The organism is Streptomyces sp. NPDC088706, from assembly GCF_044752765.1.
Taxonomy (GTDB): domain Bacteria; phylum Actinomycetota; class Actinomycetes; order Streptomycetales; family Streptomycetaceae; genus Streptomyces.
Window position 1 is genome coordinate 1 of record NZ_JBIVLW010000004.1, and the last position, 26,120, is coordinate 26,120.

Consider the following 26,120-nt stretch of genomic DNA (forward strand, 5'->3'; position numbering starts at 1 on the left):
GTGAGCATCGAGGCGTCCACGGCGGAGCTGCCCTCCACGACCGTGCCGTCGGTGGCGATCTTCTCCCCGGGCCGGACCACGAAACGGTCCCCGACCTGGAGTTCGGCGGTCGGCACGGTCACCTCGCGGCCGTCGCGCAGGACGGTGACCTCCTTGGCGCCCAGCTCCATGAGCGCCCGGAGCGCGGCTCCGGCCTTCCGCTTGGAGCGGGCCTCGAAGTAGCGCCCGGCGAGGATGAAGGCGGTCACCCCGGCGGCGGCTTCGAGGTAGATGTTCCCGGCGCCGTCGCCGCGCGCGATGGTCAGCTCGAACGGGTGGGTCATCCCGGTCATGCCCGCCGTGCCGAAGAACAGCGCCCACACCGACCACAGGAACGCGGCCGATGTACCGACCGAGATCAGCGTGTCCATCGTCGCCGCGCCGTGCCGGAGGTTGGTCCAGGCGGCGCGGTGGAAAGGCCAGCCGGCGTAGGTGACGACGGGGGCGGCCAGGGTCAGGGAGAGCCACTGCCAGTTGTCGAACTGGAGGGCCGGGATCATCGCCATCGCGATGACCGGGACGGCGAGGACGAGCGAGGTGATCAGGCGCTGCCGCAGAGTGGTGAGCTCGTCGTCGGCTTGTCCGGTCTCCGCTGTCCCGGTCTCCCTCGTCTCCGGGGGTGGCGGTTCCTGGGCGGTGTAGCCGGTGGCTTCGACGGTGGAGATCAGGTCCTGTACGGAGACGTCCTCGCCCCGGTACGTCACCTTCGCCTTCTCGGTGGCGTAGTTGACGGTCGCCTCCACGCCGTCCATCCGGTTGAGCTTCTTCTCGATGCGGGCCGCGCAGGAGGCGCAGGTCATCCCGCCGATGGCGAGCTCGACGGTGCCGGTGGCGGTGCCGGAGCCGGGGGCGGATGCCGTGCGGGGGGTGGTGGCGGAGTGTGCGGACACGAGGGCCTCCTCGGGGTCTCGGATACCCCTGGGGGGTATCTACTTCTCTTCCCATGTATACCCCCCTCCCCTATGAACCGCAAGGCGCGCCGGAGTGCTCCTGCCGGGCGGGGTCGCGCCTGTCCGCGATCATGCGTTCAGATGGAGGGCTGTGCGGCCGCCGGGCCGCCCCGTAGGCTGGCCATTGGACTAGACCTATAGCCGCGTATCGGAGGAATGGGGACCCATGAGCAACCGTGCAGTCCTGGAGGTGATCGCTCTCGACGCGGAGGACGCGGTCGCCGCCCAGGCGGGTGGTGCAGACCGCCTCGAACTGGTCACCGACATGGCCGCGGACGGCCTGACGCCGTCACGGGGGACCTTCGCGGCGATCCGGTCCGCCGTGGACATCCCGCTGCGCGTCATGCTCAGGATGGCGGACGGCTTCGCCGCCGGTGACATCGACGTGCTGGTCGACAAGGTCCGCGAGATGCGGGAGGCGGGCGCCGACGAGTTCGTCCTCGGCTTCCTCGACGAGGACGGCCACGCCGACCGCGTCGCCGTCGAGCGGCTCGTCGCCGAGCTGGACGGCTGCCGGTGGACGTTCCACCGCGCGATCGACCGGGCCGCCGACCGCGATGCCCTGCGCAAGCAGCTCGCGGACCTGCCGGGCCTGGACACGTACCTCACGGCGGGTTCACCGGCCGGGGTCGACGAGGGCGTCCCGACGCTCCTGGCCGAGGCCGCCCGCACCCGCGAGCCGGGGTACGAGGCGCAGATCCTGGTCGGCGGCGGCCTCCAGCTCCACCACCTGCCGCAGCTCCGGGCGGCGGGCATCGACGCCTTCCACATCGGCGGCGCGGCCCGCCCCGCCGGCTGGTCGGCGCCGGTGGACGCGACGGCGGTACGGCAGTGGCGCGAGGCGCTCGACACCTGAGGCTCCGGAAGGCGGGGGCGGGAGCCGCCAAGGCCCCCGCCCCCCGCCCCGGCCTATCCCAGCGCCTCCGGCAACGCCGCCGCGTGCACCACCGTCAGCCCCGACACCGCACGGGTCAGCGCCACGTACAGCCGCCGCAGCCCGGTCCGCTCGTCCGGCTCGCCGCCCACCACGGCCGCCGGTTCGTCGAGCACCACGTAGTCGTACTCCAGCCCCTTGGCGAGAGACGCGGGCACCAGCGTCAGCCGGGACTCGGCGGTGGTCTCCTCACCGGGGGACAGGTACGCGTGATCCGCGGCCGCCAACGCGGCGCCCAGCGCCGCAATCCGGGCGTCGGCGGCGATCAGCCCGATCGACCCCGCATGGCGCAGCGACTCCTCGCAGGCGGTGACGACAGCCGCGTCCAGGGCCTCCGCACCGTCGGCGACCTCGCGTACGACCAGCGAACCGGGCGACTCACGCACCGACTCCACCGCCGCGAGACCCGGCGAGATCGCGGGCAGCAGCCGGGAGGCGTACGCGATCACCTCGCGCGGCACGCGGAAGCCGGCCGTCAGCTCCTCCACCACCGCGTCCGCCTTCCCGAGGTGGAACAGCGCCTCGTCCCAGCTCTCCGTGGACCACGGCGTCGTCCCCTGCGCGAGGTCGCCGAGGACGGTGGCCGAGCCGGTGGAGCAGCGCCGCCCCACCGCCCGGTACTGCATCGGGGAGAGGTCCTGCGCCTCGTCGAGCACGACATGGCCGAGCGAGTGCGTACGGGCCACCAGGTCACGGGCCTCGTCGATGAGCACCGCGTCCGCCGCCGACCACCTGGCCGACTTCACGCTCCGGGCGGGCTTCGCCCACAGGATCAGCTTCTGCTCGTCCTCGCTGAGCAGCCCCTCCGCGTGGACGGCCAGGAACTCCGGGTCGGCCAGCAGCCGCAGCACCAGCTTCCGCGGGTCGACGCCGGGCCAGATCGCCTTCACGGCCGCCTTCACCGCGGGGTTGCGGGCCACGGTGTTCTGCACCCGGTCGTCGGGGGCCTCACCGGCCTCCTCCATCCGTACGAGGACGGCGTGCGCGATCCGCTGCGGCAGGGCCTCGTGGGCGGAGCCGTACCGCATGTCCCGGGCCAGCAGCTCGCCGACCATCTCCGCGATCTCGTAGGCGGGCACGCGCCAGCGCCGCGACCCGCGCACCACGACCACGGGCTCGGTCGGCGTCGTCACATGGGAGCGGATCGCCCGGCGCAGCACCTCGGCCATCCGGGCGTCGCCCTTGACGACGGCGCCGGCCGCGTCGTCCGCGCCCCGGACCTCCACGTCCGCGGTGACCAGGTCGTCGACGGTGGCCTGCTTGACCTCCAGCTCGCCGAGGGCGGGCAGGACCTGCTCGATGTAGTGGAGGAAGGACCGGTTCGGCCCGATGACGAGGGTCCCGGTGCGGGCGAGCCGGTCCCGGTGCGCGTACAGCAGGAACGCGACACGGTGCAGGCCGACGGCGGTCTTCCCGGTGCCGGGACCGCCCTGGACGCAGACCGTGCCGCCGAGCCCGCTCCGGACGATCTCGTCCTGCTCGGGCTGGATGGTGGCCACGATGTCGCGCATCGGGCCGACGCGCGGCCGTTCGATCTCCGCCTGGAGGAGGCGGCTGGTGTGCGCCACCTCGGCGGGGTCGGTGAGGTGCTCGTCCTCGTACGCGGTGAGCTCGCCGGCGGTGTAGCCGAAGCGGCGGCGGAGCCCGACGTCCTGGGGGTTCTTCGGGGACGCCTGGTAGTACGGCTGGGAGACCGGGGCCCGCCAGTCGATGACCATCGGGTCCCCGGCGGCGTCGTGGACGTGCCGGCGCCCGATGTAGAACCGCTCGCCCTCCGCGCCCTCGGCCAACTCGCCGCCGACGGCGTGGAGGTAGTCGAGGCGGCCGAAGAACAGGGGGGTGTGGGAGAGGTCGGCGAGCGCCTTGACGCGGTCGTCGATCTGGGACTGGAGCACGGCGGCGTTGACCCAGTTCGCGGTGACATCGCGGATGTCGAGGGCCTGGACGTCCTCGCGCATCGCGCGCAGGGCGGCGCGGGACGCGGCGAGGTGGGCGCGTTCGTGCGCCAGGGGATCGGTGGTGGAATCGCTTTCTGCTACGTGCGCGGGCACGGTGTTGCCTCCGGCTCTTCAACGGATACCCGACGGCTCTTCGACGCGGGGCGGCGGACCGCGCGGTTCCGGTGGCGCCGGAGCCGTCGGGTGGTCCGCGGGGAAGGTTCGATCGCGTAGGTGTCGGCCGGTTTCCGTCCGGTCGGCGGCGCTCCCGGGGCCGTCGACTCGGCGCGGGAGGCGGGCAGACCGGCGATTGTAGCCACAGGGCGGGGCGGCGGCGAAACGGAATACGGCTTCCCCGGGGCGGAGGGGACCAGGGGTACCCGTAGGGGATGCGCTCGGCCCGAGCGGTACTGGAGAGCTACCCGCCCGGAGTGCGGGTTCCGCCTGCGGGCCGACGCGCCCGAACGGGTGATGGGAGCACCATGGATACATGAGCACAGCCACCCTGAACCCACGCAGCACCGGCCCCGCGCACGGCGCGACCGCGGTCACCGGTCACCACCGACCCCACCGCGTCGGAGACGCGGTGCGCGCCGTGAAGGTCTTCGTGACGACGGCCTTCGGAGTCGTCGTCCTGGGGGAGTACGCGGAGGAGGCGGGGGTACGGCGGGCCCGCTGAGGCACCGCCGTACCCCCGCCTCCCTCGGCTTCCACTGTCAGTTACCGGCGAGCAGCTCGTCCGCGTCGACGATCCGGTACGCGTACCCCTGCTCGGCCAGGAACCGCTGGCGGTGCGCCGCGAAGTCCTGGTCGATGGTGTCGCGGGCGACGACCGAGTAGAACCGCGCCTCGTGCCCGTCGGCCTTCGGCCGCAGGACGCGCCCCAGCCGCTGGGCCTCCTCCTGCCGCGACCCGAAGGTCCCGGAGACCTGGATGGCGACGGTGGCCTCCGGCAGGTCGATGGAGAAGTTGGCGACCTTGGACACGACGAGGACGCTGATCTCCCCGTTCCGGAAGGCGCCGAACAGCTTCTCGCGCTGGGCGTTGCTGGTCTCGCCCTTGATGACGGGGGCGTCCAGGTGCTCGCCGAGCTCGTCGAGCTGGTCGATGTACTGCCCGATGACGAGGGTCTGCTCGCCCTGGTGCTTGCGTACCAGCGCCTCGGTCACCTTCCGCTTGGTCGCGGTGGTGGCGCAGAACCGGTACTTCTCCTCCGCCTCGGCGGTCGCGTACGCGAGCCGCTCGGAGTCGGTGAGGTTGACCCGTACCTCCACGCAGTCGGCGGGCGCGATGTAGCCCTGCGCCTCGATCTCCTTCCAGGGGGCGTCGAAGCGCTTGGGCCCGATGAGCGAGAACACGTCGGACTCCCGCCCGTCCTCCCGCACCAGGGTCGCGGTGAGCCCCAGCCGCCGCCGGGCCTGGAGGTCGGCGGTGAACTTGAAGACGGGTGCGGGCAGCAGGTGGACCTCGTCGTAGACGACCAGGCCCCAGTCGCGGGAGTCGAAGAGCTCCAGGTGCGGGTAGATGCCCTTGCGCCGGGTGGTCAGCACCTGGTAGGTGGCGATGGTGACCGGCCGGATCTCCTTCTTCGTACCGCTGTACTCACCGATCTCGTCCTCGGTCAGCGAGGTCCGCTTCACCAGCTCGTGCTTCCACTGCCGGGCGGAGACGGTGTTGGTGACCAGGATCAGGGTGGTCGCCTTGGCCTCGGCCATGGCACCGGCGCCCACGAGCGTCTTCCCGGCCCCGCAGGGCAGCACCACCACGCCCGACCCGCCGTGCCAGAACCCCTCGACGGCCTGCTTCTGGTACGGCCGCAGCGCCCAGCCGTCCTCGGCCAGCTCGATCGGATGGGCCTCACCGTCCACGTACCCCGCGAGGTCCTCGGCGGGCCACCCCAGCTTCAGCAGCGTCTGCTTGATCTGCCCGCGCTCGGAGGGGTGCACGGCCACGGTGTCCGGGTCGATGCGGGCGCCGACCAGCGGCTGCACCTTCTTCGACCGCAGGATCTCCTCCAGCACGGGCCGGTCGGTGCTGGTGAGCACCAGCCCGTGCACCGGGTGCTTGGAGAGGGTGAGCCGCCCGTACCGCGCCATCGTCTCGGCGATGTCGACCAGGAGCGCGTGCGGCACGGGGTAGCGGGAGTACTCCACCAGGGCGTCGACGACCTGCTCGGCGTCGTGCCCGGCGGCACGGGCGTTCCACAGCCCGAGCGGGGTGACCCGGTACGTGTGGATGTGCTCGGGCGCACGCTCCAGCTCCGCGAAGGGGGCGATGACCCGGCGGCAGGCGTCCGCCAGCTCGTGGTCGACTTCGAGGAGCAGCGTCTTGTCGCTCTGGACGATGAGGGGTCCGGTCACGCGCTTCGGCCCTTTCTGCGGGGTGCGGCCACGGCTGCGGCCAAACGTCCAGTGTGCCTCATCGGGGGTCGGGGCGGGGTGGGTGCGCGCTTCGGGGGCCGGGCCGGGCCGGGGCGGGTGCGCGGTCAGGCTCCGGCGCGGGGCCTGCGCTGCGGACCGAAGCGCACATGGACGCCCGGCGAGTACAGCACGCTCACCGGATCACCGGCCGGCGCGGGCAGCCCTCCGGCCGTCACCAGGTCCTCGTCGCACTCCAGGAGCTCCGCCCGGTGCAGCGGCCACCGGGGGTGGGCGTTGGGCAGGTACACGGTCCGCCCGAAGAACGAACTGTGCAGGGCCCAGCGCGCGGTCAGGAAGTGCTCCAGGGCCGTGGGTTCGTCGATCGCCTCCCCCGCCCGCAGCACGATCCCGCTCCGCGCGCCCCAGGGGCCGGGCAGGCGCCGGTCGCTGGTGTACGTGAGGGTGTCGCCGGAGCGCGTGATGTCCATCCGGGACCACATGTACGGCAGCCGGAACGCGGCCCGCGCCACGGCGACCGGGATCAGCCGCGAGGCGTCGAGCGAGCGGAAGACGACGCCGCGCCTGCCCTGGGAGTCCACGGAGTACAGCCGCACATTGGTCTCGGGGAACGTCCCCAGGTAGGGGATGCCCGGCAGCCCGAACCACCCCACCCGGTACATCCGGAACGCCACGAGCCCCACATAGGTCGCCCCCTCGAAGGTGTCCGGCACGGTCCCCGGCGGCAACAGGGGTGCCACATCGGCCGGGTCGACCGCCCAGTGCAGGAACGCCAGGTCCAGCCAGGACTGCGTGAGCAGCGGCCGCATCGGCGCGCCGGGCGGGTCGGGCGTCACCGGTTCGGGCGCCACACGCTCCGGCTCGGGGCCTCGGTCGGCGAAGGACATGCCCGCAGCATCGCAGACCGCGTCACCGGGGACGGGCGGCCGGGTGAACTCCGGAGCGTCCCTTGAGCGTCCGCCCCCGCTCGGTTGCTCCGTCCGCCTACTCCGTCCCGTCCTCCGCCAGTTCCGCCACCCCCGTGATCCGGTGCAGCGGGTAGGTACGGACCTCGTCGGCCGTGTGGTCGTACGCCGTGACGAAGCCGCCCTCCACGCGCACCGGGGCGATCACGCGCTGGCTGGCCGCGCCCTCCGCGTTGACGTAGCCGATCCAGACCGCGGAGCCCGTCATCGCGGCCGCCTGGACCGTGGCCAGGGTCTCCGCGGAGGTGGTGCGGGGCAGGGCGCCGGAGGCCGTGGCGGACGACGGGCCGCCCTCCGCCGGTTCCTTGCGGACGACCGTGGCGGCCGTGTCACCTGCGCGGATGGCCCGCACCGCCGCGCCCAGCAGGGTGGCGTCCGGGACCGGCGGGCCCTCGGGGACCGGGACCGGAGGGGTGCGGGGCGGGGTGCGGCGGGCGCCGGCCCGGCTGATCAGGACGTCGCCGTCGGCGGACTCGGCGGCGGGGGCGTAGCCCATCTCGCGCAGCGCCTCCAGGAGCGAGCCGGGGTCGGCCTGGGAGGCCAGCACCGTGGGGGCGAGGCGGCGCAGGCGCAGGCCGGTGGAGCGGCGGTCGGCCAGGATCTCGTTGAGCACCGCTTCGTCGTCGCAGCGCACGTACGCGGACGCCGCCCCGATCCGCAGGTGGCCGTGGCGGCGGGCCACGTCGTCGATCAGGTAGCTCAGCGGCTGCGGCACCGGCGTACGGCTGTGCGCGGCCAGGAACGCGTGCAGGTCGGCCGCCGCCTGCCCGGCGTCCAGCGCGCGGCGCACCGAGCCGGGCGTGAAGCGGTACACCGTCGCCCCGCCCTTGGATTCGACGTCGGCCAGGACGGAGAGGGTTTCCGCCAGCGGGCGTTCCAGCGGACCCGGTGCCACCGCCGTCAGGTCCGCCTGGAGCAGGACGTGGTCCAGGGGCTCGGGCAGGAGCGGGGCGAGGAGGGCCGCCGCCGCCTCCTCGCCCTCGTCCAGCAGGGCGCGGGCCTGTGCGGAGAGCGCGCCCCGGCCCGTGATCCCCAGCAGCTCCGACTCGTTCAGCGTCCACAGGGCGAGGCGGGAGCGGAGATCCGTGCCGTCTCCGGAGGGCGAAGAACCCCGCAACGGGCGCTCCCAGCGCAGCCGTCGCAGCAGCGTCTCCGGGTCGGGCGCGGTGCCCGGCGGCAGTTCGGCGAAGAGGGCCAGGACCCGGTGGCGTACGTCGGGGGCGGCCGAACGGTCCAGCTCGGGGCCGAGCGCGGAGAGGGCCCGGCCCTTGGCGTCCTGGCCGCCGACCAGGCCGGGGACCCGGGTGGCCGGGAGCCAGGCGGTGATCAGGTGGGTCCAGCGGTCCTGGGCGGACAGGTCGAGCCACTCGTCGTACGCGGGCGTCGGCGCGTACCGCTCGTCCGTCTCCCCGTCGGAGGCCAACAGTCCCGCCGCATAGGTGAGTTCGACCCAGAACGCGGCGACCGGCTCGGTCACCTCCAGCGCGGTCGCCACCCGTTTCAGCTCCCGTACGCTCAGCCCGCCCGCGCGCAGGATCGCCGGGCCGCCGCCGTTCCAGAGCTTCAGCAGCTCCTCGACCGTGGACAGCGCCGTGAACGCCTGGCCGGCCGCCGCTCTGTCCACAGCCTGTGGATCGCGTTCGGCGGCCGCCACCACGACCGGCGGGACCGGTTCCGGTACGTGGTGGGCGCGGCCGGCGCGCAGGTGGAGGGCCGCCTCACGCGGCAGGACCACCGTGCGCGTCGACACCGGCAGCAGCAGGCCCCGGTCGCGCAGCCACTTCACGGGCGGGGTGGGGTTCGGGGTGACCTCCCCGTACGGCGGCCCCCACACCAGCCGGTCCAGGACGGACAACGCCTCCACCGGGGCGGTGTCCAGCAGCTCCGCCATCCTCGTCCGGTCCGTGAACAGGGCCGAGAGCGCGGCCACCGCCGAGACCGGGTCGTGCGTGGCGGGCAGCCCCGCCGTGGTCAGGATCTCCTGGAGCCGGCCCGGCGACATCCCGGCCGTCGCCTCGGCGACCGTGGGGCCGAGGCCGGTGGGGGAGGGGTGCTGCGGCGACGGGGCCAGCAGTTCGCGCGCGGTGCGCACCAGCCGCAGCCGTTCGTCCTCGCCCCAGACCAGGGCCTGTGCACGCAGGGTCGCCAGCGCGCCCGGCAGCGCGGCGGTGACCGCGGCACCCGCGTCGTCGCGCTGGTCGCCGTCGTCGAGTCCGTCGCCGGTGAGCAGGGAGAGCAGGGTGCCGTACGGGGCCGGGTCCGGGGCCACCGCCAGCGCCTCGGCGGTCTGTAGCGCGAACCGGTCCAGGTGCTCCAGGGCCCGCACCACGGAGGCCCGGGTGCCGGCCCTGGTGGCGAGCTGGGTGATGTCGTTCGGCACCGGGTTGAGGAGGTCGGGGCGGGCACGCAGCAGCCCGGCCAGCGATTCGTCGCCCCGGGCGCGCAGGGCTTCGGCGAGCGTGCGCGGTGGTGTGGTCGTCCCCATCCGTCCCACGTTAGCCGCTGAAACGCTACCGTCGGGGCAGGGCCGGGAGAGGGGACGCACCGCGTGGGGATCGAGAGCGACCAGCTCGTCTACGACTACCTGAGCCGGGTCGGCGACCTGGCCCAGCGGCAGCAGCTGTCGTCGGGCGCCCGGATGCGGCTCGTCTCGACGCTCCGGGGCGAGATCGACCGGCAGCGCGCCGCGGAGGGCGCGGATTCCCCGGCGGCGGTGCGGCGCATCATCGGCAGGCTCGGCACCCCGGACGAACTGGTCGGCGCGGCGGCGGAGTCGGGTGACGGGGCGGTGTCGCGGCCATCGGCGCGGACGGCCGGGCCGGGGGTGGAGGGGCGGCGGCGCCCCGTCCCCCGGCCCCGGGACGGGCTCCTCCGCAAGAGCCCCGGGGGGCCGGACCCCGACCCGGGCCCGGCTCCGGCCTCCACCCCGGGACCCGGCCCGAAAGCCGGTTCCGGACGGGGCGCGTCGCGGCCCGCCGCCGGCCGCCCGCGCGCAGACCTCACGAAGACCACCGGCCCCGACTCCCGTACGGGCGAGGCCGATGGGTCCCGGTGGGGCGTGGCGGGCCGGCTGTTCGGTAAGCGGGGCGCCGAGCGGCCCGGCACGGCCGCCACCGGACGGTCCCGTACGAACCCCGACGACACCCCGGCCCCCCAGGACGCCCCCGTCTCCGACTGGCCCGACCCCTCCGCCCCCCACGTCCTCGGCCCCGACCGGCAGGGCACCGGCGAGGGCGACTGGTGGCGGCTGGAGCCCGGGCCCTTCGACGCCGGGACCGCCGTCCCCGGGTTCTTCGGCGGCATCGAGGCCCCGGAGCTCCTGGGCAGGCGGCCCGAGCCCGGGCCCGTCACCCCGGAGGCGCAGAAGGACGCCGAGGACGACGAGCCCGGCACCGAGGAGGACGGCGGCACCCGGCAGGCCACCCCACGCCGCCGCGTCCTCCGCATCCCCCGGCCGCGCCGCGACCCCGTCGTCGTCACCGCACCCGTGGTCGCCGCCGCCCCGGCCCCCCGCGGCGGCTTCGCCCACCCCCTGCTGCTCCTGGCCGCCGTGCTGCTGCTCGCCGGCGTGGTCACCGGCTCCTGGATCCCGCTGGCGGGCGGCTGGCTCATCGCGTACGGCTCGCGCACCCTCTCCCGTACGGAGGCCAAGTGGGCGGCCCTGGGGCTGCCGGGCGTCGTCGCCGCCGGGGCGCTCGTGTGGGTGTGGGGGCGGATGGACGGGCGCTGGGGCGAGCCCGTCGCGGAGGGTGCGCTGCGCGAGGTGCTGGCCGGCGCCTGGCCCGTGGTCGTCCGCGTGGCCGCCGTCGCCTCCGCGCTCTACCTGCTGTGGCGGGCGCGGCGGCGGAGCTGAGGGCCGGGGCCGCGAGCCCCGTCGCGCGGGCCTGACTCCTCGGCGATCCGGCCGGCCGGATCGTCCTTGCCGCCGAGCGCCCTCGCCTGGGCACAATGGTCCGCATGGCTTCCACGGCTTCGCGCCCCCCGACGTTCCCCCTCACGGTCGGGTTCGACCTCGACATGACCCTCATCGACTCCCGGCCCGGTATCGCCGCCACCTACCGGGCCCTGTCCGCGGAGACGGGGGTGTACATCGACGACGCCCTGGTGGTGAGCCGGATCGGCCCGCCGCTGGAGACGGAGCTGGCGCACTGGTTCCCGGCCGACGGGGTGGCCGCCGCCGGTGACCGCTACCGGGAGATCTACCCCGACCACGCGATAGCCCCGACCACGGCCCTCGCCGGGGCGCGGGAGTCGGTGGCCGAGGTGCGGGCGCTCGGCGGCCGGGCGATCGTCGTGACGGCGAAGTACGAGCCGAACGCCAAGCTGCACCTGGCTCACCTGGGCATCGAGCCGGACACGGTGGTCGGCTGGCTGTGGGCGGAGGCCAAGGGCGAGGCGCTGCTGGAATACGGGGCGCAGGTGTACGTCGGAGACCACACCGGCGACGTCCGCGGGGCACGCGCGGCCGGTGCGCTGTCGGTCGCGGTCACGACGGGCCCGTGCGACGCGCAGGAGCTGCGGGCCGCGGGCGCGGACGTGGTGCTGGAGGACCTGACGGAGTTCCCGGCCTGGCTGCGGACGTTCGAGAAGGAGCGCGCGGCGGCCTGAGACCGCTGGAACCTACGCTAGCGCTCCCGCTCGGTCACCCGGTCGATCACCCAGTCCAGGCCGTGCGCCCCCGGCTCGTACGACGGCGCCTGCCGCCAGACGCTGCTGAAGCCGTCGACGAGGGCGGAACGGGCGTCCGCGTCCTCCGGCAGCCGGGACCGCAGCAGCTCCAGCAGGAGTGGGGCGAGCAGGTCGTAGAGCTGACCGAGCGCGTCCCGGCTGCCGTACGCGATCTGTACGAGGAGGTCGTCGACGTGCGCCGTCGCCCGGCCCGGAACGGTGCAGGCCGCACCTCGGCCGTCGTCGGTCCCGGCGGCGGGGTGGACCGGAAAGGCGTGCCCTGCGTGCTTCACATGAATGAGCCTAACCACTTCGGAAGACCGGGGTGATCCGGACGAAAGATCCTAGGTGCGGCTCCCGGCCCGTTTCGGGGAGCTGAGCCAGACCGAACGCACGACGCCCGCCCCGGCGATCAGGAAGCCGACCCCCATGAACATGCAGACCCCGTACGCGATCGGAGGGAACGGCTCCGTGCCGAGGAAGAGCGGAGCCACGGTGACCATGGTGGCCAGTGCGCCGACGAAAAAGACGATCGCGCCGACCTGAACCAGCCGGTCTCCGGCGCCTGAAGGAGTAGTACTCACCCCACCAGGGTAGTTCCCAGCCCGGAGGAACACTCCGGCGACGTCTTGTCACCGGCCGCAGGGCGATTAGCCTTGGACCAGGCGGGTCACGGTGACCCGCTGTACTGCTATCCGGAGCCGTTGTTCTCTTCGAGCACGGCTCTTCCGCACATTGACGAGTATGAGGACGGGGACAGGCGTGCCCACCGACAAGGTCAAGCCGATTACCTAGGCACACAGAGAGCGCTACGCTCCTGCCATGACACCTGGTCTGCGCTACCTCGCCTGTCTCCGCCTCTCCGCCGACTCGGACGGCTCGACGTCCATCGAGTGGCAGCGTGGCGTGATCCGACACCACGTCAGCTCTCCGCTCCTGTCCGGCGTCCTGGTGGGCGAGGCAGAGGACACGGACGTCTCAGGCTCCATCTCTCCCTTCAAGCGTCCGAGACTCGGTAAGTGGCTGACGTCCCGAGCCGATGAGTTCGACGTGATCATTGCGGCCAAGATGGACAGGCTCACCCGTCGCTCGATGCACTTCAACGAACTGTTGGAGTGGGCACAGGAGAACGGGAAGTTCATCGTCTGTGTAGAGGAAGGGTTCGACCTCTCGATTCCCCAAGGCAAGATGATGGCGCGCATGACGGCCGTCTTTGCTGAGGCTGAGTGGGACACGATCCAGGCACGCATCATGAACGGCGTACAGAGCCGTCTGGAGAACCGTTCATGGCTCACAGGTGCGCCGCCTACCGGCTACCGCATCAAAGCCGTAGAGGGAGGCAAGAGGAAGGTTCTGGAGATTGACCAGGACTTCCACCCCTACGTGGAAGAGATCTTCTCTCGTGTCCGTGAGGGTCAGTCCACACACAGGATTGCCCGAGACTTCAACGGCCGTGGCGTACTCACATGGGGAGACCATCTCAGGAAGTTGAAGGGTGAGGAAACCAAGGGGACTCAGTGGCAGTCAACCATCATCAATAAGTTTCTCCGCTCCTCTTGGGTTCCCGGTATCTACACCTATAAGGGTGAGGCTGTATTGGATGACCAGGGAGAGCCTGTGATTCTTCCTGAGAAGCCATTGGTCACCCTGGATGAATGGACAGATCTGGTCGACCGGATCAAACCCGCTCCCAAGGCTGAGGGGGCATCTACAGGAGAGAGCCGTAACGGCGCTAAGAGTCTGCTTGCTGGTATTGCTCGCTGCGGTGAATGCAATTCCCCTGTTACTTCGCTATTGGGTTCCGGGCACACCAAGAAAGACGGGACGAAAGTTCCCGGACACAGGTATTACCGATGCTCCAACAAGTTCAAGGGGGGCGATTGCTCGACTGGGCTCTACGTCCGTGCTGATCTCCTGGACACGTGGGTTGACCAGGAGGTTCGGGGAAGCGTAGGCAAGTGGGACATGTATGAGCGAGCCGGTACGGGACCCTCTCAGGTAAGGGAACTCCAGGAAACCAGGGCACGCCTGGAAAACCTGGAAGCCAAATATATTGCAGGTGAGTACGACGGAGAGGGACAGGAAGAGTCGTACATGCGTATGCACAAGGGTCTGTCGGCAAAGGTCGCTCTACTGGCTAAGCAGGAAGCCGAAAGGGCTAATCCGACTCTCAAGGCAACGGGTAAGAAGTATGGGGAAGTCTGGGAAGCCAAAGACCAGGAAGACCGTAGGGAGTTCCTTCGCACTTATCAGGTAAAGGTCTGGGCTTGGGATAAAGGAACAGAAGAGAACGACCGAGGAATGGTCATGGATCTGGGAGATATTCAGACCATGGCAAATGAGCTAGCGCTCTCACGCCCCGGAAAAGGGAGGATGGCGAGAATGGTGATTAGTCATAACGTGCCCGAAGAATACCGATGGAAAGCATTGGCATTCGCTCGATAAAGGAATGCATAAAGATAAGGATCCGCTGAATAGTGGGGCCTTATTCTTTTCCTCAATTGTTTATTAACTCGCCCCCCTACCATTAACGCTTCGATAACAATTGAGGGTGCCCCGGTCTTTCGGGTGCCTTGAGCTTCCTGGGGGTTGGGCAGTAGCCGGAACGGCTCTCAGAGGCTCTGTACGGCTGTCTGCTGACACAAGAGAGCCCCCGGTGGGGGAATCCGGGGACTCTCGGTCTTGTGGCTCTCTCAGGGGCTCTCAGGGCGACGCTTCACCTGTCGCCACAGTCCCCGGGCAACCTCGCACATTCCTGCCGCGCACCCTGGACACGACGAACCGTGATCCAGGAGCTGTGCGGAATCTTCGGGCTTGCTGTCGGTGCCACGGTCGGCGGTACGGTGCGCCATGTCGGCTCCTGGGGTCGGGCGGTTTCGCGTCTGTCCACCCAGCCGATTCACCGATGCCATAGGGCAGTTGACCAGCGTTGACGAGGATGAGAGTCAACAGTCAACGGGAGCTGCACCATGGTCGACTTCGGGTCTGAGGTATGGACGGCACTCAAGGCGCAGGGGAAGAGCCTCAGAGGTGCGGCAAAGGAACTCCATTACGACGTTGCGTATCTGAGCCGCGTACTCAATGGGAAACAGGCTCCTTCACCCGAGTTGATTCAAGCCGTCAATGAGTTCCTTGGCCTGTCGCTCGAACTAGAAGACGCCGCGCCCCATGACGATGAGATGGACGCATGGGAGCTTGCTCGACGCGTCCAGGCAAGCGGCGTAGGGAAAGCCACCCATGAACGTCTAGAGCGTGCCTCTGACGGTCTGGCCATGGCCTATCCCAAAGCCAAGCCGGAAGACCTCTTGCGCCAGGTCCGTAAGCACTCTGCCTATGTGGGGAAGTTGCTCGACGGTAAGAAGACCCTGTCTGAGCACCGACGCTTGTTGGTTGTCGGGGGCTGGCTTTCACTCCTGGGTGCCACGGTCCATATCGACCTCATGCAAGACGATGCCGCTACGGCTCGACTGGGGAGACAGCAGCAACGCTTGCAAGGGAAGCCGGGCATCCTGAGATTGAGGCATGGTGCTTCGAGACTGAGGCTTGGCGACTGCTCACCGATGGGGATTACGTCCAGGCTGTTGACCTCTCCCGTGCGGCTCAGGGGATAGCTCCCGCTGGTTCCTCTGGACTCATTCAAGCAACTGCCCAAGAGGGAAGAGCACACGCACGGCCAGGGAACGGCGCAGAGACCTACTCAGCCATTGAGCGGGTACAGACTCTGTCGGCTTCCAGGGGTACCCCTGACACTCCAGAGCACCATTACCGGTACGACCCTGCAAAGGCTCTCTCCTATACGGCTACAACCCTTGCTTGGCTTGGGGATGCGGCAGCAGAGCCGTACGCCAGGGATACCCATTCCGCCGAAGGCGGTATTGGTGTCAGTCAGGGCTTTCCCCTGGTCTACTGAATTACTGTCTCTGACTTCTCTTCCCTCCCTGGCTACGCCAGGTAGGGAATTCGTTAGGTCGCCCGAAGATTGCTGAGCGGCTCTCCGGGGCGTGGAGGTTCTTACGGACGGCGTCTCCGATGTTCTCTGCCCCCTGCTCGCTCTGAGCGGCCGTCTCGTCGCCCATGCGGTCAACGGCTGGCATGTTTACGGGTGTCATTCCCATGTCTCTCTCCTCCGCTCTGTCTCATCTGTCCGACTCCTCTCCTCTGTCTTCTATTGTCCCAGTTCTGTAGCGAGCTTTGTAGCGTCTCGGAAACGATGGCTTGTGAGACGGCTCGGCCGGACGGCTCCCGGACCCCGTTGGGGTGTTCAAAACCCGTCTCATGACCCCTCTCGATGCCTTGATGTTTTGAGACGAGTTATGAGACATTTCTGGTGTCGGCAAGGGTCACCAGGAGGGGAACGGCAATGGCGGTCATCGGATACAAGCGAGTCAGCACCAGTGCTCAAGATGCTCAGCTTCAGCAGGACGCACTGAGTGCGGCCGGTTGCTCCAAGGCCTATGAGGACAAGGCTTCTGGGAAGAACACGGAGCGCCCTGGTCTCCTCTCGGCGCTGGAGTACATGAGGGAAGGTGACACCCTCTGCGTCTGGAAGCTTGACCGGTTGGGCCGTTCAACTAAGGACGTACTGACGATTGCTGAGGACTTGCACGCCCGTGGAATCGCGCTCCGCATCCTCACTGGGACTCTCGCCGGTAACTACTCGCCCAAGGGTGAAGGCAAGTTCTTCTTTACGATGATGGTCGCCTTTGCTGAGCTGGAACGAGACATGGTTGTTGAGCGCACCCGTGCTGGTCTGGACGCTGCCAAGGCTCAGGGGCGCACGGGTGGGCGTCCCACCGTCATCACTGAGGACGTGCTCACGGTGGCCAAGGCTCGTAAGGCCAAGGGTGAAAGCGTCTCCGCCATTGCCAAGGCTCTCGGAGTGTCCCGCGCGACTCTCTACCGGCACATTGGGTAGCCCCTCACACTTCCCCCACCACTTTGAGCCTCTGCCGACACAGGCGGGGGCTCAGCCTTGTTTTAAGGCGTGTTGGGTTGGAGAGACCCCCGGTAAGGTGTTTCGTCGGAAGGTCAGGGCGTCTTGGCATGCCAGGACGGATCGAGGGAGTGTGTGCTTTGCCGACTGGCAAGGTCAAGTGGTTCAACAGCGAGAAGGGCTTCGGCTTTCTCTCCCGCGACGACGGCGGCGACGTCTTCGTGCACTCGTCGGTACTCCCTGCCGGGGTCGACGCACTCAAGCCCGGCCAGCGTGTGGAATTCGGCGTGGTCGCGGGCCAGCGCGGCGACCAGGCCCTGTCCGTCGTGGTCCTCGACCCCACCCCGTCCGTCGCGGCCGCCCAGCGCCGCAAGCCGGACGAGCTGGCGTCGATCGTGCAGGACCTGACGACGGTCCTGGAGAACATCACGCCCCAGCTGGAACGTGGCCGCTACCCGGACAAGGCCGCCGGCGCCAAGATCGCGGGCCTGCTGCGAGCCGTCGCGGACCAGCTGGACGTGTAGACGCGTCGCCGGGGTGCTGAGGACTGTGTTCGAAGGGCGAGATCCTCAGCACCTCCGCAAGGGTCCCGACCAGCATCCGCGGCTCGGCCGGCGTGTACTCGGCCTCCCGCTCCCCTGGGCCAGGATCGGTGCACGACGACGTGGTCCTGCCCGATGACCAGCCCGTGGCTCAGGGTGCCCTGGCGCCGGATCTTCCTTGATCATTTCGGTGTCGTCGGGACGAGCCGCCTACCACGATGTCGGTCGCTCAAGGGAACGCCAGCGCGTCCGGGGCCAGGGGCGGTACGAGTCCCTCGGCCGCGGCGCGGGTGAGCAGGCCGCGGACCGCCGCGTAGCCGTCCTCGCCGAGGTCGGCGGTGAACTCGTTCACGTAGAGGCCGATGTGCTGGTCCGCGACGGCCGGGTCCATCTCCTGGGCGTGCTCCTGGACGTACGGGCGCGAGGCCTGCGGGTCGTCCCAGGCCATCCGGACCGAGCTGCGGATCGCGTCGGCCAGGCGGCGCAGCGTCTCCTCGCCGAGGGAGCGCCTGGCGATGATCGCGCCGAGCGGGATCGGCAGGCCGGTGGTGTCCTCCCAGTGGCGTCCCATGTCGGCGAGGTTGTGGAGCCCGAAGTTCCGGTACGTGAAGCGGGCCTCGTGGATGACGAGACCGGCGTCCACCTTGCCGTCCCGCACGGCCGGCATGATCTCGTCGAACGGCATGACGACGACCTCGCCGACCCCGCCCGGGACCCGCTCCGCCGCCCAGAGCCGGAACAGCAGGTACGCCGTCGAGCGCTCGCTCGGCACCGCGACCGTGCGGCCGGTGAGGTCGAGGCCCAGCTCCTTGGTGAGGACCAGCGGGCCGCAGCCCCGGCCCAGCGCGCCGCCGCAAGGCAGGAGCGCGTACTCGTCCAGGACCCACGGCAGGACCGCGTACGACACCTTCAGGACGTCCAGCTCGCCGCGCTCGGCCATGCCGTTGGTGAGGTCGATGTCCGCGAAGGTCACGTCCAGCGCGGGCGCCCCGGGGACCCTGCCGTGGGCCCAGGCGTCGAAGACGAACGTGTCGTTGGGGCAGGGCGAGAAGGCGATCTCGATCGCCTTCTCGGCCGGGCCCGGGTGCGCGTCAGTGGTCATGGCGGTGCCAACCTTCCAGTACGGGTGCCGTCTTCCCGAACGCCTCCGTGAGCGCCGCCAGCGCGTCGCCGATGCGCCAGGTTTCCCGGTCGCGGGGGCCGACGGTGTTGGAGACCGCCCGCAGCTCCAGTACGGGTACCCCGGCCCGCTCCGCCGCCTCCGCGACCCCGAACCCCTCCATCGCCTCGGCCAGCGCACCCGGGTGCGCGGCGAGCAGGGCGGCGGTGCGGGCGGCGGTGCCGGTCACGGTGGAGACGGTGAGGACGGGGCCGGGAGCGGCGCCGGTGGCCGCCGCCACCTCCCGTACCAGCGCGGGCGGGGTGACGAAGCGGTCCCGGCCGAAACCGAGCGCGGTGACGGGCAGGAAGCCCTCCGGGGTCTCGGCGCCCAGGTCCGCCGCGACGATGTCGCTCGCCACGACCAGCGAGCCGAGCGGGGCCGCCGGGGCGAACCCGCCGCCGATCCCGGCCGAGACGACGAGCCCGTACGGCTGGGGCGCGGACGCCAGCGCGAAGGCCGCGGCCGCCGCGGCGGCGGCCGGGCCCGCACCGCCCGCCAGGACGTCGAACGCGCCGCTGCGGTGCAGCTCGGCCCCGGGCACGGCGAGGGTTCGGTCAGCGCCCCCGAACGCACGCGTGACCGCGTCCCGTTCCACCGGGACAGCGGTCACGACGAGCACACGCACAGGGAGAGCCTCAGGGCCTCGGCGGGGAAGGGTACGGAGGGTCAGGACGTCTTCTTGAGCTCGAACTGCCAGATGCCGGTGAGCTTCTTGCCGCTGGTCTCCACGATGGAGACGTTCGTCTTGCTGGCGGGCGCGCCCGTCTGGCTGGCGAAGAAGGCGCTGCCGGGGATCGTCCGGTAGGTCTTCTTGAACGGCTCCTGCTCGGCCTGCTGGCCGTTGATGAAGAGCGTCCAGCCCTTCTCGGCGATCTCGGGGTCGACGCCGAAGCGGACCTTGTCGTCCATCGCCACCTCAAGGGTCTTCTCGGGCTTCTTGTTGAGGCAGCCCTGGATCAGCGACTCCTTGATCGCCTCACCGTCGTTGTAGCAGGCCGCCTCGGAGTTCACCGAGTCGCTGCCGACCGTCACGGTGGCGAGCGGCGTCGGCTTGTCGCAGGCGGACAGGACAAGGAGTCCCGCGGACACGGCACCAAGAGCGACGCCGATTCGACGGCCCTTACCGGAGAAGAACGCAACGGTCATGGGCGGAAGGCTATCGGTCGCCTTCGTTCACGCCACGCGGGGGTGCGGCGTGCCGCGCCGTGCGGCCCCCAGGAGACCCCGTACGGACGTGGCCGCGCCGAGGGTGAGAATCCCGGCGGCGACCGACATCCCGAGCACCGCGTTGAGCGGCAGCGCGATCCCGATGCCGCCGCCGACCACCCACGCCATCTGGAGCAAGGTCTCGGACCGGGCGAAGGCGGAGGTGCGGACCTCCTCGGGGACGTCCCGCTGGATCATCGCGTCCAGCGACAGCTTGGAGAGGGCCTGGGTGAACCCGGCGACCGCGCCGAGCACGGCGACCGCGGCGGTGGAGAAGAAGACCGCGGCGAGGACCGCCGCGCCCAGGGCGAGCCCCAGCACCGTGGCGATGATCACCTCGGGCCCGCGGGCCCGGAGCCAGGCGCCCACCGCCGTACCGCAGGCGTTGCCGGTCCCCGCCGACACGCCGACGATGGCGAGGGAGACGGCCGCGCTCTGGCCCGCCATCGGGTGCTCGCGCAGCAGGAACGCCAGGAAGAAGATCAGGAAGCCCGACAGGGCCCGGTGCGCCGCGTTGGCCTGGAGGCCGTGGAGCACCGATCCGCCCACCGAGCGGAGGCCCGGCGGACGCTCCCTGGCCGGTTTCTCCCCGTTGTTCCCGCCGTTGTTCCTGCCGCGCATCGCCTTCGGGGCGGGGCGCCGTACGGGCTCCTCCCGGTGGGGGAGGTGGGGGTGGTCCTGCGGGTCGATCAGGCGGGCCCGGCGCTCGCCCTTGGCGGAGTCGACCTTGTGAGGCAGCGTGAAGGCGAGGAAGGTGCCCGCGATGAAGATCGCGCAGGCGCCGTAGAGCGGCCAGGCGGAGCCGATCGTCTGGAGGCCGGCCCCGATCGGGGCCGCCACCCCCGTGGCCAGCAGCCCCGCGAGGGTGACCCGTGAGTTGGCTTTGACCAGGGAGAACTTGGGTGGCAGCAGCCGTGGCACGACCGCGCTGCGCACCACCCCGTACGCCTTCGACGAGACCAGGACGCCCAGCGCGGCCGGATACAGCTCCAGGCCGCCGGTGGCCACCGCCCCCGACATGGTGAGCGCGAGCAGGGCGCGGGCCAGCATCGCGCCCGCCATCGCGGCCCGGCGGCCGTGCGGCAGCCGGTCCAGCAGCGGGCCGATCACCGGGGCGAGCAGGGTGAAGGGGGCCATGGTGATGGCGAGGTAGAGCGCGACCCGCCCGCGCGCCTCGTCCGTCGGTACGGAGAAGAAGACCGTGGAGGCGAGGGCGACGGTGATCATGACGTCCCCCGCGCCGTTCACCGCGTGCAGCTCGATGAGTTTTCCGAGGCCCGATTCCCCGGCTCCGTGGGCGTGCGTCGCCTTGCGGATACCGCGTGCCGTGCCGGTGAACGGGGTGTGCAGGGCACGGCCCGCCGCCCGTCCCGCCCTGCGGAGCGGGCCGGGACCGTCGTGCGACCTGGCGGCAGTCACCCCGTCATAGTGCCCCAACCCTGGCCGGTATGAACGGTGATCGGCCGGGGACTCGCGCGTGGCGCCCTGTCGGACCAGTGGGGCCGGGCGGGGCCGCGCGCGCCTCCGGGGCGGGTGCCGGAGCGACGGATACGGCACGTTTGGGACGGGCAGGTGGGCGCGGAGCGGCGGAGAGGGTAGCGTGCGTAACGCGCCACCGGCGGTTGTTCTTGGCCGCGCGCCTCTCCGCGATCCCGCAGAATGGGTGGCAGAAGGCGCGCCCGAGGCAGGCACAACGGGTGTGGACGTCGACGCGGCCCCCAGGTCCGCTCCGCCCGCAACTGTCTGGCCGAAAACGGCAATCGTGCAGCAGCTGGCGCGCTCGTGAGACTGGCGTATGGAGAGAAGCGAGACCTGTGAGTGCTGCGACGACGCGAAGCCGTACGGCCCGTACCCCCGTTCCCGACCGCCTGTGCGCCGAGGCGGTAGACCTCGCGCGCGCGGCGGCGGAGGAAGCCGCCGCGCCCGGCGTGGTCGGTGAGCATGTCGGTGTGGTCTCCGAGGGGGACCGCGTCGTCACGCACTACTTCGAGTCCAAGGAGCCCGGCTACCGGGGCTGGCGCTGGGCCGTGACCGTGGCGCGGGCCTCCCGCGCGAAGAACGTCACCCTGGACGAGACGGTGCTGCTGCCGGGGGCCGACGCGCTCCTGGCGCCGGAGTGGGTGCCGTGGAGCGAGCGGCTGCGCCCCGGTGACATGGGCCCGGGCGACCTGCTGCCGACCGAGGCGGAGGACCTGCGCCTGGAGCCCGGCTGGACCGGCGAGGACGAGCCGCCGCCGAACTCGATCGTCTCCGAGGAGCTGGCCGAGCTCGTCGACGCGGAGGACGCGGAGCTGACGGACCGGCCGGTGGCGATCAGCCGGGGCTCCATCGCGGCGGTCGCCGAGGAGCTGGGTACGCGGCGGGCGCGGGTGCTGTCGCGGTACGGGCTGTACGAGGCGGCGGACCGCTGGGACGAGGCCTTCGGCCCGAAGACCCCGATGGCGCAGGCGGCGCCGGCGACGTGTGTCAGCTGCGCGTTCCTGATCCCGATGGCGGGCTCGCTGAAGCAGGCCTTCGGGGTGTGCGCGAACGAGTTCGGCCCGGCGGACGGGCATGTGGTGTCGCTGGCGTACGGGTGCGGGGGGCACTCGGAGGCGGCGGTGATGCCGAAGCCGCCGAAGCCGGCGGCGCATGCGCTGGACACGATGCGGGTGGACGAGTACGCGCTGCACCCCGAGCGCGGCGGCTGCGTGCCGTCGGAGCCGGACGGCGACTCGGAGGACCTGGGCCACTCGTAGGGCGGTCACCATTCAGCCCGTCCGGCGTTTGAGGACGGAACCGTCGGTGTGGTGTCGGATGCCTCTGCGGGGGGTGCTGCGCCCCAGGGCCCCGTTCTTCTGCCGCCCACCAGGCAAGGGTTCCGTCCTCAAGCGCCGGACGGGCTGGGTGGGGGCGGTCGCCGCACGCGCGGTACCTTCGGGCGCACACTGGGCGGCAGGCACAGGCACAGGCACAGGCACAGCCACCCACCCACGGCGGACGGAGTCGACAGCGTGAGCATGAATGCGACCGAGGGGGCCGACCCGTTCGGGACGGCACGGCTGCGGCGCGGCGTGCTCGACGCCTGGGGCGCGGGCCCCGCCCGCTTCCGGGAGGACGCCAACGCCGAGGAGGACCTCGCGCTCGGCGGCTACCGCGACCGCCTCGTCGTCGAGCTGGCCCAGAACGCCGCCGACGCCGCCGCCCGCGCGGGCGTCCCCGGCAAGCTCCGGCTCACCCTGCACCCCGCTGCCCCCGGTGATCCGGACGGACGCTGCGTGCTGGCCGCCGCCAACACCGGCGCCCCCCTGGACGCCACCGGCGTCGAGTCCCTCTCCACCCTGCGGGCCTCCGCCAAGCGCGAGGGCCACGAGTCCGCCGTGGGCCGGTTCGGCGTCGGGTTCGCCGCCGTCCTCGCGGTCAGCGATGAGCCCGCCGTGCTCGGCCGCCACGGAGGCGTGCGCTGGTCCCTGGCGGAAGCGCGCGAGCTGGCCCACAACGCGGCCGTCGGCTCTCCCGGCCTCGGCGACGAGCTGCGCCGCCGCGACGGCCACGTACCGCTGCTGCGCCTCCCGCTGCCCGCCGAGGGCTCCGCACCCGACGGGTACGACACCGTCGTCGTGCTGCCCCTGCGCGACGGCACCGCCGAGGACCTGGCGGCCCGGCTGCTGGCCGCCGTGGACGACGCGCTGCTGCTCACCCTGTCCGGCCTGGACGAGGTCGTCATCGAGACCCCGGACGGGGTGCGCACCCTGGGCCGCTCGCAGCACGGCCCGTACACGCACATCGACGACTCCGCGCACGGCCTGGGCCGCTGGCGCGCCGTTCTCCGCCAGGGGCCCATCGAGCCCGCCCTGCTCGCCGACCGCCCGGTCGAGGAGCGGCTGCGCCCGCACTGGTCGGTGACCTGGGCGGTCCCGGTCGACGAGGCGGGCGCCCCGCTCCACCCCCGTACGGCCCCGGTCGTCCACGCCCCGACGCCCACCGACGAACCCCTCGGCGTCCCCGCCCTGCTCATCGCCTCGCTGCCGCTGGACACCGCCCGCAGGCACCCCGCGCCGGGGCCGCTCACCGACTTCCTGGTGGAGCGGGCGGCCGAGGCGTACGCGGAGCTGCTGGGCGCCTGGCAGCCGGTGTCAACCGGCACCATCGGCCTGGTGCCCGGGCCGCTCGGCAAGGGCGGCCTGGACGGGGCCCTGCGCGGTGCGATCCTGGCCCGGCTGCCCCGGGTCGCGTTCCTGGAGCCCGCCGCGCCCCGGGACGTCTCCGCCGAGGCCGACGACCGCTGGCAGGACTGGGACCGGGACCGTACGGGGGACTCCGGCGCGCCGGACACCGCCTCCACCGCCCTGCGGCCCGTGGAGGCCGAGGTGGTCGAGGGGGTGGGGGCCGAGACCGTACGGGTCCTCGCCGAGGTGCTGCCCTGTCTGCTGCCCGCGGGCCTGGAGCGCCGCCCCGAGCTGCGGACCCTCGGCGTCGCCCGCGTCCCCCTGACCGAGGCCATCGACCGCCTCGCCGGTCTGGAGCGCGACCCCGCCTGGTGGCACCGGCTCTACGACAGCCTCGCCGGCATCGATCCCGACCGGCTCACCGGCCTCCCCGTCCCGCTCGCCGGTGACCCGGAGGACGAACGGGCGGGCCGCCCGCCGCGCACCACCATCGGCCCCCGCCAGGTGCTGCTGCCCCTCCCGGACGCCCTCACCGGACCGGTGCTCGGCCGGCTCTCCCGGCTCGGCCTCAAGGTCGCCCACCCGGACGCCACCCACCCGCTGCTGGAGAAGCTCGGCGCCCTGCCCGCCACGCCCCGCGCCGTGCTGACGACCCCTCAAGTGCGGGCGGCGGTCGCCGGATCGCTGGACGCGGGGGAGATCTGGGACGAGGAGGCGCTCGACGGCGACGAGCTGGCCGAGACCGTCCTCACCCTCGTCCGGGACGCCGAACTGGCCCCCGGCGACGAACCCTGGCTCGGGGCGCTGGCCCTCCCCGACGAGGACGGCGAACCGGCTCCGGCCGGTGAACTCGTCCTCCCGGGAAGCCCGTTCGCCCAGATCATGCGTGAGGGGGAACTGGCGCTCGTGGACGAGGAGCTGGCCGACCGCTGGGGTGAGGCGCCGCTGACCGCCTGCGGGGTGCTCGCCACCTTCGCCCTGGTCCGCGCCACCGACGTCGTCCTGGACCCGGACGAACTGGAGCCCCGCGACGGCGACTTCGCCGAACCGGACGACGCCGGGCTGCTGGACGCCGTCGACGTGTGGTGCGAGGACCTGCTCGACCAGCTGCCCGAGACCCCGGTGCCGCCGGTCGCCACCGAGATCGTCGCCGTACGTGATCTGGACCTGGTGGACGACGACGCCTGGCCGCAGGTGCTAGCGATGCTGGCCCGGCCCCCGCTGCGCGACGCGCTGACGCAGCCGGTGCGGGTGCTGCTGCCGGACGGGACGACGCGGTCGGTGCGCCCGTACACCGCGTGGTGGCTGCGCGACCACCCGGTACTGGACGGCCGCCGCCCCGCCGGACTGCGCGCGGCGGGCGGGGACCCGCGGCTGGCCGGGCTGTACGACGCGGTGGACGCCACCGGGTTCGACGACGCCCAGGTGCTGCGGGCCCTCGGGGTGCGCACCTCGGTCGCGGCTCTGCTGGACGAGCCGGGCGGCGCGGCCGAGCTGCTGGGCCGGCTCGCCGACGAGGACCGCCCCGTCACCCCCGTACAGCTGCACGCCCTCTACACGGCCCTCGCCGAACTCGACCCGGACCAGGTGACGTTGCCGGACGAGCTGCGGGCGGTGGTGGACGGGGAGGTGGCGGTGGTCGACGCGGCGGACGCCGTGATCGCGGACGCCCCGGACGTGCTGCCGCTGACGGAGGGGCTGCCCCTGCTCCCGGTCGCCCCCGCCCGGGCCGCCGAACTGGCCGACCTCCTCCAGGTGCGGCGGCTCGGCGAGACGATCGAGGCGGGCGTCACCAGTGAGGGCGAGGAGCACCGCGTACCGGACGCGGTCCGCGTCCTGCTCGGCCCCGCCACCCCGGACACGTACGTCGAGCACCCCGAACTCCGCGCGGGCGGCGTCGAGCTGGACTGGCGCCGGACCCGGGACGGCGTCGTGCACGCCGCCACCCTGGAGGGCGTCGCGGCCGGCCTGGCCTGGGCGGCGGGCCAGTGGCCGCGCCGCTTCGAGGTCGCGGCCCTGCTGGAGGACCCGTCGCGCACGGAGGAGCTGGCGCGGAACCGCTGGTTCGACTGAACGGGAAGCGGACCGGGAGGGGCGACCCGATGTACCGCAACGACTGGACCGGCACTTGGTGTCGGCACCAGGTCACTCCGCACACAGGAAAGTCATAAAGTCGTACAACCATTCACGCGCATCGTCCGTCTGATCTTGCGAGCCAACAGGCTCTGGACCAGATGGGTCCCGCCGGGCGGACGACA

At 71.7% G+C, this 26,120-nt stretch carries 21 protein-coding genes; 10 read left to right on the forward strand and 11 right to left on the reverse strand.

The genetic code is table 11. The features are described 5' to 3' along the window. A partial coding sequence (locus ACIQAK_RS12965; protein WP_366390373.1) for a cation transporter occupies positions 1–929 on the reverse strand: 929 nt, incomplete at its 3' end. Between the two features lie 226 nt (positions 930–1,155). Here ACIQAK_RS12965 and ACIQAK_RS12970 point away from each other — a divergent pair. Further along, on the forward strand, positions 1,156–1,845 hold the full coding sequence (locus tag ACIQAK_RS12970) for a copper homeostasis protein CutC (protein WP_366390374.1): 690 nt from the start codon (positions 1,156–1,158) through the stop codon (positions 1,843–1,845). A 53-nt stretch (positions 1,846–1,898) separates the two neighbouring features. Here the strand turns inward: ACIQAK_RS12970 and ACIQAK_RS12975 are convergent, their stop codons facing one another. Next, complete coding sequence (locus tag ACIQAK_RS12975) at positions 1,899–3,974, reverse strand: ATP-binding domain-containing protein (protein ID WP_366390375.1); 2,076 nt, start codon at positions 3,972–3,974, stop codon at positions 1,899–1,901. A 376-nt stretch (positions 3,975–4,350) separates the two neighbouring features. Here ACIQAK_RS12975 and ACIQAK_RS12980 point away from each other — a divergent pair, with 376 nt between their 5' ends. Continuing rightward, positions 4,351–4,539 carry a hypothetical protein gene (locus ACIQAK_RS12980; protein ID WP_366390376.1) on the forward strand — a complete coding sequence of 63 codons (189 nt, stop codon included), beginning with the start codon at positions 4,351–4,353 and terminating at the stop codon, positions 4,537–4,539. A 37-nt stretch (positions 4,540–4,576) separates the two neighbouring features. On the opposite strand, the gene ACIQAK_RS12985 is transcribed toward ACIQAK_RS12980, so the two are convergent. The 3 genes from ACIQAK_RS12985 to ACIQAK_RS12995 form a co-directional block, all read right to left on the reverse strand. Next, positions 4,577–6,220 (reverse strand): DNA repair helicase XPB, encoded by a 1,644-nt coding sequence (locus tag ACIQAK_RS12985; protein WP_366390377.1) that lies wholly within the window; start codon positions 6,218–6,220, stop codon positions 4,577–4,579. A gap of 125 nt (positions 6,221–6,345) precedes the next feature. Beyond that, entirely contained in the window at positions 6,346–7,125 is a 780-nt protein-coding gene (locus tag ACIQAK_RS12990; RefSeq protein ID WP_366390378.1) for a DUF2071 domain-containing protein, read from the reverse strand. Between the two features lie 97 nt (positions 7,126–7,222). Further along, positions 7,223–9,688, reverse strand: coding sequence for a helicase C-terminal domain-containing protein (locus ACIQAK_RS12995; protein WP_366390379.1), 2,466 nt, complete (start codon positions 9,686–9,688; stop codon positions 7,223–7,225). Positions 9,689–9,751: 63 nt separating this feature from the next. On the opposite strand from ACIQAK_RS12995, the gene ACIQAK_RS13000 reads away from it, so the two are divergent. Together ACIQAK_RS13000 and ACIQAK_RS13005 are read left to right on the forward strand one after the other, a co-directional pair. Beyond that, positions 9,752–11,056, forward strand: coding sequence for a hypothetical protein (locus ACIQAK_RS13000; RefSeq protein ID WP_366390380.1), 1,305 nt, complete (start codon positions 9,752–9,754; stop codon positions 11,054–11,056). 104 nt (positions 11,057–11,160) lie between these two features. Further along, complete coding sequence (locus tag ACIQAK_RS13005; RefSeq protein WP_366390381.1) at positions 11,161–11,811, forward strand: HAD family hydrolase; 651 nt, start codon at positions 11,161–11,163, stop codon at positions 11,809–11,811. 17 nt (positions 11,812–11,828) lie between these two features. Here ACIQAK_RS13005 and ACIQAK_RS13010 read toward each other — a convergent pair whose 3' ends face one another. Together ACIQAK_RS13010 and ACIQAK_RS13015 are read right to left on the reverse strand one after the other, a co-directional pair. Next, positions 11,829–12,164: a hypothetical protein gene (locus ACIQAK_RS13010; protein ID WP_366390382.1), complete on the reverse strand. Its 336-nt coding sequence runs from the start codon at positions 12,162–12,164 to the stop codon at positions 11,829–11,831. Between the two features lie 51 nt (positions 12,165–12,215). After that, on the reverse strand, positions 12,216–12,455 hold the full coding sequence (locus ACIQAK_RS13015) for a hypothetical protein (RefSeq protein ID WP_366390383.1): 240 nt from the start codon (positions 12,453–12,455) through the stop codon (positions 12,216–12,218). A gap of 238 nt (positions 12,456–12,693) precedes the next feature. Between ACIQAK_RS13015 and ACIQAK_RS13020 the strand changes: the two genes are divergently transcribed. The 4 genes from ACIQAK_RS13020 to ACIQAK_RS13035 all read left to right on the forward strand — a co-directional run bounded on the left by ACIQAK_RS13020 (position 12,694) and on the right by ACIQAK_RS13035 (position 17,328). Beyond that, positions 12,694–14,316 (forward strand): recombinase family protein, encoded by a 1,623-nt coding sequence (locus ACIQAK_RS13020; protein ID WP_366390384.1) that lies wholly within the window; start codon positions 12,694–12,696, stop codon positions 14,314–14,316. Between the two features lie 524 nt (positions 14,317–14,840). After that, positions 14,841–15,482, forward strand: coding sequence for a helix-turn-helix transcriptional regulator (locus ACIQAK_RS13025; RefSeq protein WP_366390385.1), 642 nt, complete (start codon positions 14,841–14,843; stop codon positions 15,480–15,482). A 749-nt stretch (positions 15,483–16,231) separates the two neighbouring features. Further along, the gene (locus ACIQAK_RS13030) at positions 16,232–16,786 is read left to right on the forward strand and encodes a recombinase family protein (RefSeq protein WP_366390386.1); all 555 of its coding nucleotides are present in this window, start codon (positions 16,232–16,234) and stop codon (positions 16,784–16,786) included. Between the two features lie 158 nt (positions 16,787–16,944). Further along, positions 16,945–17,328: a cold-shock protein gene (locus tag ACIQAK_RS13035; RefSeq protein WP_006126557.1), complete on the forward strand. Its 384-nt coding sequence runs from the start codon at positions 16,945–16,947 to the stop codon at positions 17,326–17,328. A 247-nt stretch (positions 17,329–17,575) separates the two neighbouring features. Here ACIQAK_RS13035 and ACIQAK_RS13040 read toward each other — a convergent pair whose 3' ends face one another. Genes ACIQAK_RS13040 through ACIQAK_RS13055 form a run of 4 tightly spaced genes read right to left on the reverse strand, consistent with a single transcriptional unit; the run spans position 17,576 to position 21,133 of the window. Next, a complete protein-coding gene (locus ACIQAK_RS13040) occupies positions 17,576–18,448 on the reverse strand; it encodes a 1,4-dihydroxy-6-naphthoate synthase (protein WP_366390387.1) in 873 nt (290 codons plus the stop codon). After that, positions 18,438–19,133, reverse strand: a complete 696-nt coding sequence (locus tag ACIQAK_RS13045) for a futalosine hydrolase (RefSeq protein WP_366390388.1) — start codon at positions 19,131–19,133, stop codon at positions 18,438–18,440. Before ACIQAK_RS13045 ends, ACIQAK_RS13040 begins: the two co-directional genes overlap by 11 nt. A gap of 41 nt (positions 19,134–19,174) precedes the next feature. Continuing rightward, positions 19,175–19,654, reverse strand: coding sequence for a DUF2771 domain-containing protein (locus ACIQAK_RS13050; RefSeq protein ID WP_366390389.1), 480 nt, complete (start codon positions 19,652–19,654; stop codon positions 19,175–19,177). A gap of 27 nt (positions 19,655–19,681) precedes the next feature. Next, positions 19,682–21,133, reverse strand: coding sequence for an MFS transporter (locus ACIQAK_RS13055; protein WP_366390390.1), 1,452 nt, complete (start codon positions 21,131–21,133; stop codon positions 19,682–19,684). Between the two features lie 395 nt (positions 21,134–21,528). Here ACIQAK_RS13055 and ACIQAK_RS13060 point away from each other — a divergent pair, with 395 nt between their 5' ends. Continuing rightward, positions 21,529–22,452: a DUF3027 domain-containing protein gene (locus ACIQAK_RS13060; RefSeq protein ID WP_366390391.1), complete on the forward strand. Its 924-nt coding sequence runs from the start codon at positions 21,529–21,531 to the stop codon at positions 22,450–22,452. A 261-nt stretch (positions 22,453–22,713) separates the two neighbouring features. Then, positions 22,714–25,935 carry a sacsin N-terminal ATP-binding-like domain-containing protein gene (locus tag ACIQAK_RS13065; protein WP_366390578.1) on the forward strand — a complete coding sequence of 1,074 codons (3,222 nt, stop codon included), beginning with the start codon at positions 22,714–22,716 and terminating at the stop codon, positions 25,933–25,935. The last annotated feature ends 185 nt before the right edge of the window (positions 25,936–26,120 follow it).

Excerpts from the sequence above, each read along its gene's own strand:
- ACIQAK_RS13020 (WP_366390384.1), top strand. The coding sequence starts at position 12,694 with ATGACACCTGGTCTGCGCTACCTCGCCTGTCTCCGCCTCTCCGCCGAC.
- ACIQAK_RS12990 (WP_366390378.1), bottom strand. The coding sequence starts at position 7,125 with ATGTCCTTCGCCGACCGAGGCCCCGAGCCGGAGCGTGTGGCGCCCGAA.
- ACIQAK_RS12980 (WP_366390376.1), top strand. The coding sequence starts at position 4,351 with ATGAGCACAGCCACCCTGAACCCACGCAGCACCGGCCCCGCGCACGGC.
- ACIQAK_RS12970 (WP_366390374.1), top strand. The coding sequence starts at position 1,156 with ATGAGCAACCGTGCAGTCCTGGAGGTGATCGCTCTCGACGCGGAGGAC.
- ACIQAK_RS13005 (WP_366390381.1), top strand. The coding sequence starts at position 11,161 with ATGGCTTCCACGGCTTCGCGCCCCCCGACGTTCCCCCTCACGGTCGGG.
- ACIQAK_RS13065 (WP_366390578.1), top strand. The coding sequence starts at position 22,714 with ATGAATGCGACCGAGGGGGCCGACCCGTTCGGGACGGCACGGCTGCGG.
- ACIQAK_RS13030 (WP_366390386.1), top strand. The coding sequence starts at position 16,232 with ATGGCGGTCATCGGATACAAGCGAGTCAGCACCAGTGCTCAAGATGCT.
- ACIQAK_RS13040 (WP_366390387.1), bottom strand. The coding sequence starts at position 18,448 with ATGACCACTGACGCGCACCCGGGCCCGGCCGAGAAGGCGATCGAGATC.
- ACIQAK_RS13025 (WP_366390385.1), top strand. The coding sequence starts at position 14,841 with ATGGTCGACTTCGGGTCTGAGGTATGGACGGCACTCAAGGCGCAGGGG.
- ACIQAK_RS13050 (WP_366390389.1), bottom strand. The coding sequence starts at position 19,654 with ATGACCGTTGCGTTCTTCTCCGGTAAGGGCCGTCGAATCGGCGTCGCT.
- ACIQAK_RS12995 (WP_366390379.1), bottom strand. The coding sequence starts at position 9,688 with ATGGGGACGACCACACCACCGCGCACGCTCGCCGAAGCCCTGCGCGCC.